General features: G+C 69.6%; 12 protein-coding genes. 2 read left to right on the plus strand and 10 right to left on the minus strand.

Annotated features, from left to right (window positions below):
* Positions 1-124 precede the first annotated feature (124 nt).
* The gene (locus tag FBZ87_RS24755; protein WP_145613266.1) at positions 125-418 is read left to right on the plus strand and encodes a hypothetical protein; all 294 of its coding nucleotides are present in this window, start codon (positions 125-127) and stop codon (positions 416-418) included.
* A 189-nt stretch (positions 419-607) separates the two neighbouring features.
* Here FBZ87_RS24755 and mutL read toward each other — a convergent pair whose 3' ends face one another.
* From mutL to pgi, 3 genes are all read right to left on the minus strand, one after another.
* Entirely contained in the window at positions 608-2,557 is a 1,950-nt protein-coding gene (mutL, locus tag FBZ87_RS24760; RefSeq protein WP_145613267.1) for a DNA mismatch repair endonuclease MutL, read from the minus strand.
* Positions 2,558-2,637: 80 nt separating this feature from the next.
* On the minus strand, positions 2,638-3,993 hold the full coding sequence (locus tag FBZ87_RS24765; RefSeq protein WP_145613268.1) for a pentapeptide repeat-containing protein: 1,356 nt from the start codon (positions 3,991-3,993) through the stop codon (positions 2,638-2,640).
* Positions 3,994-4,148: 155 nt separating this feature from the next.
* Complete coding sequence (pgi, locus tag FBZ87_RS24770; protein WP_186454963.1) at positions 4,149-5,831, minus strand: glucose-6-phosphate isomerase; 1,683 nt, start codon at positions 5,829-5,831, stop codon at positions 4,149-4,151.
* 299 nt (positions 5,832-6,130) lie between these two features.
* On the opposite strand from pgi, the gene FBZ87_RS24775 reads away from it, so the two are divergent.
* The gene (locus FBZ87_RS24775) at positions 6,131-7,177 is read left to right on the plus strand and encodes a GIN domain-containing protein (protein ID WP_145613269.1); all 1,047 of its coding nucleotides are present in this window, start codon (positions 6,131-6,133) and stop codon (positions 7,175-7,177) included.
* 16 nt (positions 7,178-7,193) lie between these two features.
* Here the strand turns inward: FBZ87_RS24775 and FBZ87_RS24780 are convergent, their stop codons facing one another.
* The 7 genes from FBZ87_RS24780 to FBZ87_RS24810 all read right to left on the minus strand — a co-directional run bounded on the left by FBZ87_RS24780 (position 7,194) and on the right by FBZ87_RS24810 (position 16,121).
* Positions 7,194-7,799, minus strand: a complete 606-nt coding sequence (locus FBZ87_RS24780; protein ID WP_145613270.1) for a hypothetical protein — start codon at positions 7,797-7,799, stop codon at positions 7,194-7,196.
* 80 nt (positions 7,800-7,879) lie between these two features.
* Positions 7,880-9,268, minus strand: a complete 1,389-nt coding sequence (locus FBZ87_RS24785) for a M16 family metallopeptidase (RefSeq protein WP_145613271.1) — start codon at positions 9,266-9,268, stop codon at positions 7,880-7,882.
* A complete protein-coding gene (locus FBZ87_RS24790) occupies positions 9,265-10,692 on the minus strand; it encodes a M16 family metallopeptidase (RefSeq protein ID WP_246134583.1) in 1,428 nt (475 codons plus the stop codon). Before FBZ87_RS24790 ends, FBZ87_RS24785 begins: the two co-directional genes overlap by 4 nt.
* 187 nt (positions 10,693-10,879) lie before the next feature.
* On the minus strand, positions 10,880-11,383 hold the full coding sequence (locus tag FBZ87_RS24795) for a DUF3035 domain-containing protein (protein WP_186291244.1): 504 nt from the start codon (positions 11,381-11,383) through the stop codon (positions 10,880-10,882).
* A 122-nt stretch (positions 11,384-11,505) separates the two neighbouring features.
* Positions 11,506-12,003 (minus strand): signal peptidase II, encoded by a 498-nt coding sequence (gene lspA / locus FBZ87_RS24800; RefSeq protein WP_145613273.1) that lies wholly within the window; start codon positions 12,001-12,003, stop codon positions 11,506-11,508.
* Complete coding sequence (gene ileS / locus FBZ87_RS24805; RefSeq protein ID WP_145613274.1) at positions 12,000-14,879, minus strand: isoleucine--tRNA ligase; 2,880 nt, start codon at positions 14,877-14,879, stop codon at positions 12,000-12,002. The genes lspA and ileS overlap by 4 nt, the downstream gene beginning before the upstream one ends.
* Positions 14,880-15,170: 291 nt before the next feature.
* Complete coding sequence (locus tag FBZ87_RS24810; protein ID WP_145613275.1) at positions 15,171-16,121, minus strand: bifunctional riboflavin kinase/FAD synthetase; 951 nt, start codon at positions 16,119-16,121, stop codon at positions 15,171-15,173.
* Positions 16,122-16,138 lie beyond the last annotated feature (17 nt).

Consider the following 16,138-nt stretch of genomic DNA (forward strand, 5'->3'; position numbering starts at 1 on the left):
GCAGGGCGAACGGAATGCGAAAACGACGTTCTGTTGCGTCATTTCTGTGTCCGCTGTTTTTTCCTTTCCAATGTCACGCCCCCATGATACATAAAGTTCCGTTTTGCGAAGCCGAGTGGAAATCATGCGTCGGGTTGACACGGTTCAGGTTGCCTATGCGTTCCGGAACGGGGCCCATTCCTTCCAGGTGGAGGATCCGGCCACGGGTGCCATCGCGGTATCCCACGGCGTCCCGGAAGTGGCGTACGAGCAGGTGACCCGTACCCTTTCCGAACGCGCGACCGGCCTGTCCGGCCGCCGGGTGGTGGCGCGTCCCGCCCTACCCTTCGATGATTTCTTCAACTGGCTGCGCCAGAACCCCATCGCCAGCGTCGCCGGCGCCCCGGTGAAGGTTGAATTCGCCTGGGAACTGCGCTGACCCGTCTTAGAATTCGAACGGCCCCACCGGCCGTTCCAGTGAGAGTGCCGCCCGCAAATCCGGGAAAACACCGGACGGGCGAACAGGGATAGAGGAAACACCAAGCAGTGCTCGGCCGCCAACCGGCCGATGCGAAACGCCCGGAAGGTCCGCCTTCCGGGCGTTTTCGTTTGGAATGAGGCAGGTCCCTCACCGCCGGCCGAACAGCCTTTCGATGTCCGCCAGCTTCAGCTCAACATAGGTGGGGCGGCCGTGGTTGCATTGGCCGCTGTGGGGCGTGGCCTCCATCTCGCGCAGCAGCGCGTCCATCTCCCCCACCGTCAGCACGCGGCCGGCGCGGACGGAGCCGTGGCAGGCCATGGAGGAACACACCTCCTCCAGCCTTTCCTTCAGCGCGTGCTGGTCACCCAGTTCCGCCAGCTCATCGGCGATGTCGGTGACCAGGGCCTTGATGTCGGCCTTGGCCCCCAGCAAGGCCGGAATCTCGCGCACCACCACGGCGCCGGTGCCGAAGGATTCCAGGCACAGGCCCAGTTCCGCCAGCTCGTCCGAGCGTTCGGCCAGGCGGGCGGCCGCGGCCTCCTCCAGCTCCACCACCTCGGGAATCAGCAGCATCTGCCGCTTCACGCCCTGGGCCACCATGGACTGCTTGATGCGCTCATACACCAGGCGCTCATGCGCCGCGTGCTGGTCGACGATGACCATACCGTCCCGGGTTTGGGAGACGATATAGGTCTGGTGCACCTGGGCACGGGCGATGCCCAGGGGAAAATCGGGCACGTCGTCGGCATCGGTCTGCGCCAGGGCCGCCACCGCCGTGGCCAAGCCGGGGCTAAGGGGGCCTGGACTGATGGCGCCGGGGGCCGCGTCGGCGTAAGCCGGCGCCTCCGCCAGGACCGACGACGGATAAGCGGGCGCTGCCGGCGCTGGGCCCTCCCACGCGGTGACAGGCGCCTGGAAGGCGCGCGCGGCCTCCACCTGCCCGGCGATGGGACGGGTGATGCCGGGCCAGCTACCGCCACCGCCGGCATGGGGTTGCGGCTGCCACTGGAAGGCGGTCTGGGGGATGGGCTTGGCGCCGCCGGCGCGGAAGCTGGCCAGGGCCGCCTGGCCCACGGTGGTGGAGGCGCGATGGCCGGCGCCGGCGAGCGCATGCTTCAGCGCCCCCACGATCAGGCCGCGCACCAGACCCTGGTCGCGGAAGCGCACCTCCGTCTTGGCCGGGTGGACGTTGACGTCCACGTCCTCGCACGGGATGTCCAGGAACAGGGCCAGCAGAGGATGGCGGTCGCGGGCCAGGAAGTCGGCATAGGCGCCGCGCACGGCACCCAGCAGCAGCTTGTCGCGCACCGGCCGGCCGTTCACGAACAGGTACTGGCCGGCGGCGGTGTTCTTATTCAGGGTGGGCAGGCCGATGTGGCCGTACAGCCGCACGCCCTCGCGCCGGGCGTCGATGGGCAGGGCGTTCTCCTGGAATTCCCGCCCCATGATGGCGCCTAGGCGGGCCAGCAGCGGATCCTCACCGTTGAGCGTCGCGGTTTGGGCCGGCAGGCGCAGGGGCGTGCGCCCCTCGTCCGCCACGGTGAAGGCGACGTCGGGATGGGCCATGGCCAGGCGCTGCACCACGTCGACGGCGTGGTCCGTCTCCGTCCGCGTGGTCTTCAGGAACTTCAGCCGCGCCGGGGTGGCGTAGAACAGGTCACGCACCTCGATGCGGGTGCCCACCGGATGGGCCGCCGGCACCGGCCGGCCCTTGGCCCCACCCTCCACCGTCAGGGCCCAGGCGCTGTCGCTGCCCGGCTGGCGGCTGGTGATGGTCAGGCGGCTGACGGCGCCGATGGAGGGCAGCGCCTCCCCCCGGAAGCCCAGGGTATGGATGTTCAGCAGGTCGTCGCCCGGCAGCTTGGAGGTGGCGTGGCGTTCCACCGCCAGCGACAGTTCCTCGGCCGTCATGCCGCCGCCGTCGTCCACCACCTGGATCAGGGCCTTGCCGCCATCGCGCAGGGTGACGTCGATGCGGCGGGCGCCGGCGTCCAGCGCGTTCTCCACCAACTCCTTCACGGCGGCGGCAGGACGCTCCACCACCTCGCCGGCGGCGATGCGGTTGACCAGGGTTTCAGGAAGCAGGCGGATAGGCATGATGGTCGCATTGTAGCGGGGGGCTGGGCCGGCGGGCAATGCGCGCGGTCACTTGCTCCGTCCCTCAATCGCCGGTGCGCTCACTCATCCGCCACATAGCGCACGTGCCAGGTGCGGGGCAGGCCGCGGGCGCCGGTGAAGTCCACGGCCCGCATCTGTTCCTCCTGCACCAGGGCACCGCTGAGGTTGGCGCCGCGCAAGTCCGCCTCGCGGAGGTCGGCGCCCCGCAAGTCGGCGTGGCTGAGGTCGGCCTGGGCCAGGCGGATGCGGCGCAGGCGGGCGCCGCCGAGGTCGGCGTTGCGCAGGATGGCACCGGTCAGGTTGGTGCGCACATGCCGCTCGGCATCGATCTGCAGGTAATCCAAGGTGGCGTGGCGCAGGTTGGCGGCGTTGAAGTTGGCGCCCTGGAAGCTGCCGCCGCGCAAGTCCGCCTCCGCCAGGATGGCGGTGCGGAAGTCGGCGTTGTCGAACTGGCCCACCTGCATCTGGATACCGGTGAGGTCCATGCCGTAAAATACGGCGCCGCGACCCACGCCCCGGGTCAGCATGGCCCGCGACAGGATGCCGGACCCGCGCAGGTCGACGCCGCTGAGGTCCAGGGCCATGCCCTCCTTGGCCGCTGTGCACACCCAGGTGGCGTGCAGGTTCAGCAGCTCGGCCATGGAGCGGCCCAGCTCCGCCGCCGGGCGGCCCTGCGGCTTTTCCGTCAGCACGCCGGTCATGTCGGCGCCGCCCAGCTCCGTCAGGTTCATGACGGTGCCGATCAGCACCGCACCGCGCAGGCTGGCGCCGCGCACGTCGGCGCCCGACAGATCCGCCCCCTCCAGATTGGTCCCGTCCAGCTTGGCGTGGCGCAGGTTGGCGCGCACCAGCTTGGCATTGCGCATGATGGCGTCGGTGAAGTCGGTATGCATGGCGACCGAGCCCGACAGCTTGGCATTGGTCAGGTTGGACCCGCGCAGATTGGCCTCGGCCAGGTCGGCATTGGTGGGGTCCACGCTCATGATCTGCAGGCTGCCGTCGCGGGCGCGGGCGGCCAGGGTGCCGTCGCGCAGGTCGGCGTCGAACAGGTCCGCACCCGACAGGTCGGCCCCGCGCAGGCAGGCGCCGCGCAGATCGGCCTTCACCAGCCGCGCGTTGCGCAGGTTGGCGCCGCGCAGGTCGGTGACGAACAGCGTGGCGCATTCCAGCAAGGCACCGCTGAGGTCGACATCGCGCAGGATGGCGTGGGTGAAGTCGGCATGGCTGAGGTCGCGGCCGGCCATGGTGAGGCCCGACAGGTCCATGCGGGCCAGCACGGCACGGGCCCCACCCACCTTGGCGTTACGGAACATGGCGTGGCGCTTCAGCACCAGGTCCAGCTGTTCCTGGGTCAGGCGCACCGCCCCCGGTCGGTCGGAGGCGGTTCCACCAAGGCCACGCGTGCCGCTTTCCATGTCATCAACCTTGCCGGCGGACGATACCAGGGAGTCTGGATACGCCGCCGTTCCTCGGCAAGCTTACGCCTGTAGGAAAAAAGTGGTTACGGGAAAGCCCGGACGCCCCCGGGCACCTCCAGGGGGACGTCCGGCCTTCCCTTCCCGCACGGCGGTCAGCGCAGACCCTCGCGCACTACGCGGATGAGACCGGCAGTGGAGCAGTCATGGCCCCGGCGGGCGCCCCCCTCCAGCTCCGGCAGGATGGCCTTGGCCAGCTGCTTGCCCAGCTCCACCCCCCACTGGTCGAAGGAGTTCAGGTTCCACAGGATGCCCTGCACGAAGATCTTGTGCTCATAAAGGGCGATCAGCATGCCCAGGGTGTGCGGATCCAGCTTCTGGAACAGCAGGGTGTTGGTTGGGCGGTTGCCCGTGAACACCTTGTGCGGCACCAGGGCCTCAAGCTCCTCACCATCCAGGCCCTGGCCGGCCAGCTCGGCCCGCGCCTCATCCTCGGTCTTGCCCAGCAGCAGGGCCTCGGTCTGGGCCAGGAAGTTGGCCAGCAGCAGGGTGTGATGGCGGCCCACCGGGTTCTGCGTCTCGACGGGTGCCAGGAAATCCGCCGGGATCAGCGGCGTGCCCTGGTGGATCAGCTGGTAGAAGGCGTGCTGGCCATTGGTGCCGGGCTCGCCGAACAGCGCCGGCCCGGTGGAATAGTCCACCGGCCGGCCGTCGCGGTCCACGCCCTTGCCGTTGCTTTCCATGTCGGCCTGCTGCAGATAGGCCGGCAGCCGGGCCAGGTACTGGTCATAGGGCAGCACGGCGTAGGACTGGGCGTCCCAGAAGTTCACGTACCACAGGCCGATCAGACCCATCAGCACGGGCATGTTGGCGGCCAGGGGCGCGGTGCGGAAATGCTCGTCCATCGCGTGGGCGCCAGCCAGCAGCTCGGCGAAGCGGCCGGGGCCGACCATCAGCATGATGGGCAGGCCGATGGCCGACCACAGGCTGTAGCGGCCGCCCACCCAGTCCCAGAAGCCGAACATGTTGTCGGTATCGATGCCGAAGGCCGCCACCTCCTTGGCGTTAGTCGACACGGCCACGAAGTGCTTGGCCACCGCCTCCGCCGGCGCCCCTTGGGCCAACAGCCAGTCGCGCGCCGTGTGGGCGTTGGCCAGCGTCTCCTGCGTGGTGAAGGTCTTGGAGGCGATGATGAACAGCGTCGTCTCCGCGTCTACCTTCTTCAGCACCTCTGCGATGTGGGTGCCGTCGACGTTGGAGACGAAATGGGCCTGCAGATGCGGGTGGTGGTACGGGGTCAGCGCCTGGGTCACCATGACGGGGCCCAGGTCGGACCCGCCGATGCCGATGTTGACGATGTCGGTGATGGGCTGGCCGGTCCAGCCGCGCCATTCCCCGTCCCGCACGGCGGTGGCGAAGGCGCCCATGCGGTCTAGCACGGCGTGCACGTCCGGCACCACGTTATGGCCATCGACCAGCACGGTGGCGCCCTTGGGCTGGCGCAGGGCCGTGTGCAGCACGGCGCGGCCTTCCGTCAGGTTGATGGGCGATCCTGCAAACATACGGTCGCGCCAGCCTTCCAGGTCGCGGGCGCGGGCAAAGTCCAGCAGCAGGGGCAGGGTCTCGTCGGTCAGCCGGTTCTTGGAATAGTCCAGCAGCAGGGTGCCCAGCTTCAGGGAGTATTTGTCGAACCGCTCCGGATCGGCGGCGAACAGGTCGCGCATGTGCACGCCGTCCATCGCCTGGCGGTGCCGGGCCAGCGCCTGCCAAGCGGGCGTCTCAACCAGAGGAGTGTCCACGGGGGTCGCGTCCTGTGTGGGGGTCTGCGTGGCGGACATCGTTCTCTCCTGACCTGTGACCAGGGGCGCCTGGATCCCATTATCCCGCCCCTGGAAAGCCCCAGGGGTGTAACACGGCTGAGGATGGTTAAGCAGCGTTTCGGATGGGGATTTCGTCCATTTGACGCGAATTTGTCTTCGTTTTTGACGTCTGGCGCGGCGGGCCCGGCCGGACCGCATGGGGCCACTTGGCGCGCGGCGGCCGCCCGGACCGGTTCCATCGCCCGCTACGTCCTTGATCGCCACAGCGGCGCGGTGACAATGGGGACAATGCCGCAACCATAGACGAGTCCGGTCCCATGTCCCGTTCCCACCGCATCGCCCTCGCCCTGCCCCTATCGCTCGCGGCATTCGCTGCCGCGGGCGCCGCCTCAGGTACCGCCTGGGCGGGGGAGCGCAGCTGGGCCTTGGAGGGGCAGGCACTGCGGATAACCACGCCCTGCGCCCGCACTGTGGACATCACCGCGTCGTCCAGCGCGCGCGATGTGCACATCCAGGCCACGGCGGATGATCCCAATGAACTGGACCAGCTGACGGCCAGTGGTGGCCAGACGGCCCAGTTGGGCATCAGCGGCCGCCGCTGCTACCGCGAGGGGGACGATTGGAAGCGCTGGCAGCCGACGCTGCGCATCGCCATCACCGTGCCGGCCGGCGTGCCCCTGGAGGTGCAGGAGGGTGGATCGACCGATTACCAGGCCAGCGGCGGCTTCGGCGCCCTGGCGCTGACGATCGACGGTTCCGGCAATTTCAAGGCCGACCGGGTGGCCGGCGGCGCCCAGGTCCGCATCCACGGGTCGGGCGACACCCAGCTGGACCGTCTGGAGGGCGCGCTGAAGGTGCGGGTCGCCGGATCGGGCAACGTCGGCATCATCCAGATGACAGGCCCGTCCATCGATCTGGACAGCAGCGGCAGCGGCACCATCACCATCGGTGGGGGCAGCGGCGGCAGCACCCAGGCCAAGCTCAGCGGGTCGGGCAACGTCACCCTGCCGACCGTGCAGGACCTGCGTCTGACCATCGACGGGTCGGGTGACCTGGTGGTGGCCAAGGCCCAAGGGGCGCTGTCGGCCCACCTGGGCGGCTCGGGCGCGTTGACCATCCACGCGGTGTCGGCCACCACCGCCCAGCTGAAGCAGTCGGGCAACGGCGACATCACCATCGATGGCGGGGAGATCGGTACCCTGTCGTCCGCCATCAGCGGCAGCGGCGACCAGATGCTGCGCGTCAAGGTCACCGACGCCACCCTCTCGCTGAGCGGCAGCGGCGACGTGAAGATCGACCAGGTGACCGGCCGGCTGGACCAGTCGCACAGCGGCAGCGGCAGCGTCCACGTGGGCGGACGCTGACCCGCTGGGCCCCTTCCTACCGCGCCTGACGACGGGCGGGACGCACCATGGTCCGGGACCGGGGCAGGCGCACCGGTTCCGCCTTGGCGGCCGGTTCATCCTCATCCACGTCGAACAGGCTGTCCTTGGCCCCCACCGCCGCTATCTCGGGAGCCGGCACGGGCGCCCGCAGGGCGTTGGGCATGACGGTCAGGGGCAGGCCGATGGCGCTGCCCAGGGCCTCCGCCATCTCCTTGGGCAGAGGACCGCCCGCCATGGTCTTGGCCGCCAGGGAGGGAGTAACGCCCTGGGGCAGGATGGCGTCGTCACTGAGGGCGCGGTATTCCCGCACCAGTTCCTGCAGCGTGGCCCATATGGAACGGATTTCCCCCTCGAGCACCTCGCGGCGGCGGTGCAGGGCGGCAGGATCCGCCTTGATGGCGGCAAGGATTGCCGCGATGGGAATGCCGTCGATGTGATCGGGCACGGGGGCGGCGCGGGAACCGCCACGGCGCCGGTCTAGGCCGTTGGGCACCGGGTTGTCCTGCAAAGCCACAGGCGCGGGGCTTTCCGAAGCGGCGCGGCCCGTGAGGGCGGCGGCCGGGAAGAAGCGTGCCTTGAAATCCTCGAACGTGAACGTCATCGGAAACCCCCAGCTGCCAAGATCGCGGACGGGGATACCTCAGCAACTCCTATGCCAAAGGTTAGCCGGCGAACCGTTGCTCAACGCAGCGGGCCGGTGGCCCCGCCGACCACCACCGTGGCCATGGCATCGGGACGCAACAGCCGCGCCGCCACTCGCCGGATATCGGCCAGTGTCACCCGGCGCAGCAGCGCGTCGCGATGGTCGAGGAAGCCGGCGGGGTAGCCATCGCGGCGAATATCCAGCAAAAGCGCGGCGATGGCGCGGTCGTTGGTGAATTGCAAGGGAAAGGAGCCGGTCAAATAGGTCTGGGCGTCGCGCAGTTCCCGCGCGGTCACCCCGTGGGCGGCCACCTCCGCCAGGGTGTGGCGCACCAGGCCCAAAGCCTGCCCCACCGTGGCGTTGGCGGTGGAGCCGGTGACGATGAACAAGTCGGCACGGGCGTAGGATTGCAAATTGCATTGCACATCGTAAGACAACCCCCGCCGAGTCCGCACCGCCTCCGCCAGACGCGATTCCAGACCCTCTCCGCCCAGGATATGGCTCAGGAGCAGGGCGGCGGGCCAGTCGGGGTCGCCGGGGGGAATGCCCGCGCCCGCCTGCACAAACAGGCTCTGCGGCCCCGGCCAGGGCACGGCGACCGGCCGCAGGTCAGCAGAGGGAAGCGCGTTGGGGAGCGCGTCAGGATAGGCGGCGGGCGCGGGCTCGGCCGGCAGGGCGCCGAAGATCCAATCCACCGCCGCCGCCAGCTCCGCCGGGTCGATGTCGCCCGCCGCCGTCACCAGCAGGCCATTGCGCGCCAGACGCCGGGCGGCGAAGCCCCGCAAGTCGCCGATGGTGATGGCGGCCAGCGTGTCGGTCGTGCCGCGCAGGGGGCGGCCATAGGGGTGGTCCGGGAACAGCTGGCGGGCCAGGGCGTGATAGGCGACCGTAACGGGATCCGCCTCCTCCCGCCGCACCGCCACCTGCAACTGCCCCCGGATGCGCGCGACCGCGTCGGCGTCGAAGCGCGGCGCGGTCAGGGCCAGCCGGGCCAGGGTGAACGCCTCCTGGCGATTCTCCCGCAGGGTCAGCAGCGCGCCGGAGAACCAGTCGCGGCTGGCGTTGAAGGCCAGGCCGACGGAGTGGTCGGCCAAGCGATCCTGGAAGGCGGCGGAGTCCAGCTCGGCCGCCCCCTCGTCCAGCAAGCCCGCCGCCATGGCGGCCAGACCCAGCCGATCGATGGGATCGGTGGCGGCCCCGCCGCGAAAGGACCAGTCCAGCGCGATGATGGGGTTCTTGGCATCGCGCACCAGCCAGACCTCGATGCCGCCGGGGCTGACCACGCGCTCCACCAAAGAGGCCTTGGCCGTGGATGCCTTGGCCACCGCGGCGGCCCGCGCCGGCTGGCCGAGCACCACCAGCGCCAACAACAGCGCCCACTGGAACGCCCACTGGAACGCCCACTGGAACGCCCATGGGGCCTTCATCGGACGGCCCCCCGCGCCATGCCTTGCGCTGCCGCCACATCCTCCAATTCCTCCTCCGGCGTCGGCGCGTCGGGGTCGGGCAGCAGCAGGGCGGTGACGGAACCCTGGCCGCCCAGCACATCGCGCAGGACGCGGTCCACATCCTCCACCGTCACAGCGGCGATGCGGTCAGGCCAGGCCTCGACATCGGCCACGCTTTGCCCCGTGGTCAGCGCCACGCCGAATTCCGAGGCGGGACCCTGCAGGCTGTCGCGGGCGTAGATGGCGCCGACCTGCAGGCGCCGGATGGCGGCCGCCACCTCCGCCGCGCTTACCCCGTCATGCAGCAGGCGGGCCAGCTCGGCGTTCAGGCCGGCCTCGGCGTCCGCCACCGCCACGTCCGGCCCCGGCACAACGCCCAGGCTGAACTGCCCCGGCCCCAGCGCATCGGCCAGGTAATCGACGCTGACCCCGGCCGCCAGGCCCTGGCGCACCACCAGCGCCTGGTAGAGGCGGCCGGTTGCGCCACCGCCCAGGATGGTCTGCAACACCTCCAGCGCGTAGACCTGCGCCGGCTCGGCGGCCCAGCCGTGAGAGGGCGCCACCCACACCCGGCTCAGGGATGGCTGGCGCACCTGGGCATCTTTCAGTTCGATGCGACGATCCTGATCGCTGGCCAACGCCGCCCCCCGTGCCACCACCCGGTCGGGCACCGGGCGGGCGGGGATGCGGCCGAAGGTGGCCTCCGCCAGGGGGCGCAGGGTCCCGGCGCTGATGTCGCCCGCCACCACCAGCACGGCGTTGTTGGGGGCGTACCAAGCCAGGTAATAGGCCCGGGCGTCGGCGGGGGCCAGGGCCGCCAGCTCCGCCGGCCGGCCCACCACCGGCCGGGCATAGGGATAGGCCTGGAACAGGGCCGCCTGCACCTGTTCCCGCAGGCGGGCGGCGGGGCTGGCCTCCGTCCGCTGCCGCCGCTCGTTCAGCACCACCGCCAGTTCCGGCGCCGCCGTTTCCGGCCGGATGCGCAGGTTGGCCATGCGGTCGGCCTCCAACCGCAGGGTCAGGGGCAGCTGGTCGCGGGCGATGGTCTGGAAATAGACCGTCTGGTCCTGGTTGGTGTAGGCGTTTTCAACCCCGCCGTGCGCCGCGACCTCGCGGGAAAAGGCGCCGGAGGGGACGGTTGCAGTGCCCCGGAACATCAGGTGCTCCAGGTAATGCGCGACACCGGACTTGCCTGCCGGCTCATCCGCGGCACCGGCCTTATAAAACAGCATCTGAGTGACGACCGGGGCGCGGTGGTTGGGCACCACCACCACCTGCAGGCCATTGGCCAGCGTGAAGGTCTCGGGATCGAAGACCCGGGCCGAGGCCGCCGCCGGCACCATGAGGGCAAGCGCCAGGGCCGCGAACCGCACCCCCCAGAAAGGCCGCCAAAAGACGCCCAAGCCCCCGCCACTCCCGCTACATGCCGCCCCGTATCCCAAAGGAATAACATGGGTACGGCGGGGCCCCAAGGGAAGCTGGCCGTTGGGATGGGCGCGCGCCGGCATCGCCTTGCCACCCCGCGCTCACGCCCATGATAAAAGGCCCGGGCGGGAGGGCATCCCGTCCGGGCCTTTGAATCCTGGTCCCTTAGCGGGAACCGGCCGAGCTGCTGTCGCGCTGCACGGTCGGGCCGTTCGCTGCCGGCTTGTCATCGCCCTTCCAGAACATCAGGCCGTCCAGGAAGCCGCGGTCGCCGACCACGGTGCCCGGCCATTCCTTGTCGATGATCCTGCGGATCTGGGGATCGGCCTGATCGCCGCCGGCCTTGGCCACCAGGGCGGCCTCGCCCTTGCTTTGGTTCGCGGTGGCGGAAGCCACGGCCGTCGCCTCGGTGGTGGCGGCGCCGAACACGGTGCTGGTGGCCCGCGTCTCCTTCACGATTTCCTGCGGGCGCGGGCTGCCCGGCTGCGGCGGACGCAGGTTGAAATCGGGCGGCACCTCCAGCGGCGCGCGCGCCAGCACCCGAAACTCGTCCGGAGTCGGCCGCGACCCGCCGAACAGGTAGTCCAGGCTGTCACACCCCGTCAGGGCTGCCAAACCGGCCGCCGCGAGCATCAGCCGCGCGCTAAACACCTTAGAATTCTCGCCCATATCCTCGTCCGTCGAATGTAGGCCCCGAACCTCGGGACCCCCGTGAACCTGACCCAAAAACGGAACCAACCCCATCGCCGGGCGCCGCCCCCCACGGCGGCGTCCCCAATGACGGCGACACCCTACCGCGTCGCGGGCTTGACGAACAGCCCATCCACGACCAGCACCAGCATGCCGACGACGATGCCGCTATCGGCAACGTTGAATGCCGGCCAATGCCACGCCGCGATGTGGAAGTCCAGAAAATCAACGACGGCGCCCAGGCGCAGCCGGTCGATCACGTTCCCCAAAGCCCCGCCGATCACCATGCCGGCGCATACCGCCTCGATCAGGCGGGCCGCGCGGCGCATCCACACCGCCATGGCGGCGGTGATGACCAGGGCTAACACGATCAACAGGGCCGTGCCCGTCGCGCCGCCCTGATTAAACAGGCCGAAGCTGACGCCGTGGTTCCACACCAGCACCAGGTTGAAGAAGGGCAGCAGGGTCACGCCGTCGCCAGCCTCGGCGAAGCGGCCCAGGATGGCGGCCTTGCTGGCCTGGTCGGCGGCCAGGATCACGGCCACCGCCAGCAGGCCCGGAACGCCGAACCGCCCCAACACGCGGGTCAGCATGCTCATGCGTGGTGGCCCCCCGCTGGACCAACCGCGTCGTCGCAGCGATGGCACAGCTGCTCCACGCCCTCAGCCGCAGCCGGCACCTCCGGCAGGATGCGCCAGCAGCGCTCGCACTTCTCGCCTTCAGCCGGGCCGAAGACCACGCCCACGCCGGCCACGTCGGCCAGGGTGAAGGCGCCCTCGGGCGCCACCCCCACCATCACGGTGATGCCGGAGGTGATGCTGATCTCCGCCAGGTCCAGGCCGGCCAGGGCCGCGTGGTGGGCCTCCTGCACGTACACCGTGGGGTGCGCCTGCAGGGAAGAGCCGATGGTCTTGTCGGCGCGCTTCAGTTCCAGGGCGCCCGTGACCGCGCGGCGCACATCGCGCACGACGGTCCAGCGGGCGGCCAGGGCATCGTCGCGCCAATCTGCCGGTATCTCGGGGAACTGGCGCAGGTGCACGCTTTCCGGCCAGGCGGCGCGGCGGGCGTCGTCGCCCTCCGCCAGGAAGGCCAGCCAGGCCTCTTCCGCCGTGAAGCACAGGATGGGGGCCAGCCAAGCGGTCAGCGCCACGAACAGCCGTTCCAGCACCGTGCGCACGGCGCGGCGGCGGGCACTGGCCGGCGCGTCGCAGTACAGGCTGTCCTTACGGACGTCGAAGTAGAAGGCCGACAGGTCCACCGCGCAGAAATTATGCAGCTCGGTGATCAGGCGGTGCAGATCGTATTCCTTGGTGGACTGGCGCACGATGGCGTCCATCTCCGCCAGGCGGTGCAGCACCCAGCGCTCCAGATCCGGCATGGCGGCCGGTTCCACCCGCTCCGCCTCCGTGAAATCGGCCAGGGCGCCCAGCAGGTAGCGCAGGGTATTGCGCAAGCGCCGGTAGAGATCGGCGTTGCTCTTCAGGATCTCCTTGCCGACCTTCAGGTCCTCCGAATAGTCGGAGCCCACGACCCACAGGCGCAGGATGTCGGCGCCGTATTCTTCCATCACCTGCTGCGGCGCCACCACGTTGCCAAGGGACTTGGACATCTTGCGGCCCTGCTCATCGAGCGCGAAGCCGTGGGTCAGCACCGCCTTGAAGGGCGCGCGGCCCCGGGTGCCGCAGCTTTCCAGCAGCGAGGAATGGAACCAGCCGCGATGCTGGTCGGACCCTTCCAGGTAGAGGTCGGCGGGCGAGGACAGGTCGTTGCGCCGCTCCAGCACGAAGGCGTGGGTGGAGCCCGATTCGAACCAGACGTCGACGATGTCGAACACCTGGTCGTAGTCGGCCGGATCATAATCCGGACCCAGGAAGTCGGCGGCGGGCCGGTTGTACCAGGCGTCCGCCCCCTCGGTCTCGAAGAAGCTGGCGATGCGGTTCAGCACGCCCTCGTCCTTCAGGGGCTGGCCGTCCGCCTTGGACAGGAACAGGGCGATGGGCACGCCCCAGGCACGCTGGCGGCTGATGCACCAGTCGGGGCGGCTTTCCACCATGGCGTGGATGCGGTTGCGTCCCTGCGGCGGCACCCACTGCGTCTCGTCGATGGCCGCCAGCGCCCGCGCCCGCAGGTCGTTAGTGTCCATGGAGATGAACCACTGCGGCGTGGTGCGGAAGATCAGCGGCGCCTTGGAGCGCCAGCTGTGCGGGTAGCTGTGCTTCAGGTTGCCCTTGGCCAGCAGCGCCCCTTGCGCGATCAGGGCGCTGATGGACTTGCCGTTGGCGTCGCCCGGCTTGCCTTCCGGCGTATAGACGCGGGCACCGGCGAACAGCGGCACATGGGCATAGTAGCTGCCGTCCGCGTCCACGGTCTGCGGCACCTCCAGCCCGAACTTGCGGCCCAGGTCGAAGTCTTCGGCACCATGGCCGGGCGCGGTGTGGACGAAACCGGTGCCGGCATCGGACGTGACATGGTCGCCCGGCAGCAGCGGCACGGCGTAGTCGTAGCCGCCATTGGCCTCCGGATGGCCCCGGAAGGGATGGGCCAGGATGGCGCCATTGAGGTCGGCGGCGGTGACGTCCGCCCCCTTCTCGAAGGTCGCCTTGGCCGATGCCGCGACACCCTCGGCCAGGGCCTGGGCCAGGATGAGCTTCTCACCCACCTTGGCCAACGAGCCTTCTTGGGCATCGGTGACGGTGTAGACGGCGTAGGGGATCTCCTCGCCATAGGCCACGGCACGGTTGCCCGGCATGGTCCAGGGGGTGGTGGTCCAAATGACGACCGCGGCACCGTTCAGCACCGGCGTCGGCGCCGTCACCACGGGGAAGCGCACCCAGATCATGGGCGAAGTCACGTCCTGGTATTCGACCTCCGCCTCGGCCAGGGCGGTCTTTTCCACCACCGACCACATGACGGGCTTGGCGCCCTTGTACAGGCCGCCGTTCAGCAGGAACTTATGGATCTCGCGCACGATGGCGGATTCGGCGTCGAACGCCATGGTCAGGTAGGGGTTCTGCCAGTCGCCTTCCACGCCCAGGCGGCGGAACTCGGCGGCCTGGATGCCCACCCACTCGGCGGCGAAGTTGCGGCACTCGGCACGGAACTGCAGGACGGGCACCTCGTCCTTGTCCTTGCCGGCCTTGCGGTACTTCTCCTCGATCTTCCATTCGATGGGCAGGCCGTGGCAGTCCCAGCCGGGGACGTAGACGGCGTTGCGACCCTGCATCTGCTGGCTGCGGATGACCACATCCTTCAGGATCTTGTTGACCGCGTGGCCGATGTGGATGTTGCCGTTGGCGTAAGGCGGGCCGTCATGCAGCACGAAGGGCGCGCGCTCCGCCCCATCCTGGCGCAGCTTGCCGTAAAGGTCGATGGCCGCCCAGTGGGCCAGCAGCTCCGGCTCCTTCTTCGGCAGGCCGCCGCGCATGGGGAAATCGGTGCGCGGCAGGAAAACGGTGTCTTTAAGATCGCGGGTCATGGCGGGTCAGGAAATCCGGTGTTCGGATGGCGGCCTTGCCCTTGTCCGGAGGCGGATGCGGGCGCCCCGGGGGTAAGGCCGGCGGGATAGTCGGCGGTGGTGGTACGCGGATGAGCGCGCCCTGGTCCCGGCCCCCCTCAGGAGACCGGGTCGATAATTCGCAGGTCCATGACCCTGATCTGGCGCGTTGGCAACATGGGGGCGGATGTTAGCAGCCGGCCCCCGTGGGTCAAGGGAGATGGGACGAGACCGGGGGATGTCAAGACGGTGACCAGGTTCACGCTTTGAGGTTCACGCTTTGGGCAGGGTCGCCAGGCGCGCGCGCGCCTCATCGGCGTCCCGGGCGATCTGGTCCCTCAGTGCCTGGAAGTTCTCGAACTTCATCTCGGGCCGGATGAAGTCCAGCAACTGCACGCGGACATGGCGGCCGTAGAGATCACCGTCGAAGTCGAACAGGTGGGCTTCCAGCCGCTCCACGGTGCCGCCCACCGTGGGCCGGCGGCCCAGGTTGGCCACACCGTCGTGCCAGACGGTGCCCGCCCCCTCGTCCACGCCGGCGCGCACGGCGTAAACGCCGAAATGGGGGCGAAGGTAATCGTGGATTTCGATGTTGGCGGTGGGGAAGCCGATGGTGCGGCCCCGCTTGTCGCCATGCTCCACCCGGCCCTCGATCTCGAAGGGGTGGCCCAGGATGGCGGCCGCTTCTTGCGGCCGGCCCTCCTGCAGGTGACGGCGGACGGCGGTGGAGGAATAGGGCTCGCCCGCGCCGTTGGCCACCGGCCGCGCCTCGGTCACGCCGAAGCCGTGGCGGGCGCCCAGGGCGCGCAGCAGCGCCATGTCGCCGCTCCGGTTGTGACCGAACAGGAAGTCGTAGCCAGCCACCACATGGCGCACGCCTAAACCCTGGACCAGCACCGTCTCCACGAACTCCTCCGCCGTCATGCCCGCCAGGGCGGCGTCGAAGTGCAGCACCACCATGGCGTCCATGCCCAAGGCCTCGATCAGGTGGGTCTTGATGCGCAGGGGCGTCAGGCGGAAGGGCGGATCGTTTGGGCGGAAGAAGCCGCGCGGGTGCGGCTCGAACGTCACCACGGCCGCCGGGCGGCCCAGATCGTCGGCCAGCGCGCGGGCCTGGCCGATGACGGCGCGGTGGCCCTGATGCACGCCATCGAAATTGCCCAGGGCCACGACGGCCCCACGCAACTCGGCGGGCGCATCCTCATAGTGGCGCAGTAACTTCATGACCGGCGGCTTTCCGT

The sequence above is a fragment of the Nitrospirillum amazonense genome (genome assembly GCF_007828035.1).
GTDB classification, from domain to species: Bacteria; Pseudomonadota; Alphaproteobacteria; order Azospirillales; family Azospirillaceae; genus Nitrospirillum; species Nitrospirillum amazonense.

Excerpts from the sequence above, each read along its gene's own strand:
- FBZ87_RS24775 (WP_145613269.1), top strand. The coding sequence starts at position 6,131 with ATGTCCCGTTCCCACCGCATCGCCCTCGCCCTGCCCCTATCGCTCGCG.
- ileS (WP_145613274.1), bottom strand. The coding sequence starts at position 14,879 with ATGACCCGCGATCTTAAAGACACCGTTTTCCTGCCGCGCACCGATTTC.
- FBZ87_RS24755 (WP_145613266.1), top strand. The coding sequence starts at position 125 with ATGCGTCGGGTTGACACGGTTCAGGTTGCCTATGCGTTCCGGAACGGG.
- FBZ87_RS24795 (WP_186291244.1), bottom strand. The coding sequence starts at position 11,383 with ATGGGCGAGAATTCTAAGGTGTTTAGCGCGCGGCTGATGCTCGCGGCG.
- pgi (WP_186454963.1), bottom strand. The coding sequence starts at position 5,831 with ATGTCCGCCACGCAGACCCCCACACAGGACGCGACCCCCGTGGACACT.
- FBZ87_RS24785 (WP_145613271.1), bottom strand. The coding sequence starts at position 9,268 with ATGAAGGCCCCATGGGCGTTCCAGTGGGCGTTCCAGTGGGCGTTCCAG.
- FBZ87_RS24765 (WP_145613268.1), bottom strand. The coding sequence starts at position 3,993 with ATGGAAAGCGGCACGCGTGGCCTTGGTGGAACCGCCTCCGACCGACCG.
- mutL (WP_145613267.1), bottom strand. The coding sequence starts at position 2,557 with ATGCCTATCCGCCTGCTTCCTGAAACCCTGGTCAACCGCATCGCCGCC.
- FBZ87_RS24780 (WP_145613270.1), bottom strand. The coding sequence starts at position 7,799 with ATGACGTTCACGTTCGAGGATTTCAAGGCACGCTTCTTCCCGGCCGCC.
- FBZ87_RS24810 (WP_145613275.1), bottom strand. The coding sequence starts at position 16,121 with ATGAAGTTACTGCGCCACTATGAGGATGCGCCCGCCGAGTTGCGTGGG.
- lspA (WP_145613273.1), bottom strand. The coding sequence starts at position 12,003 with ATGAGCATGCTGACCCGCGTGTTGGGGCGGTTCGGCGTTCCGGGCCTG.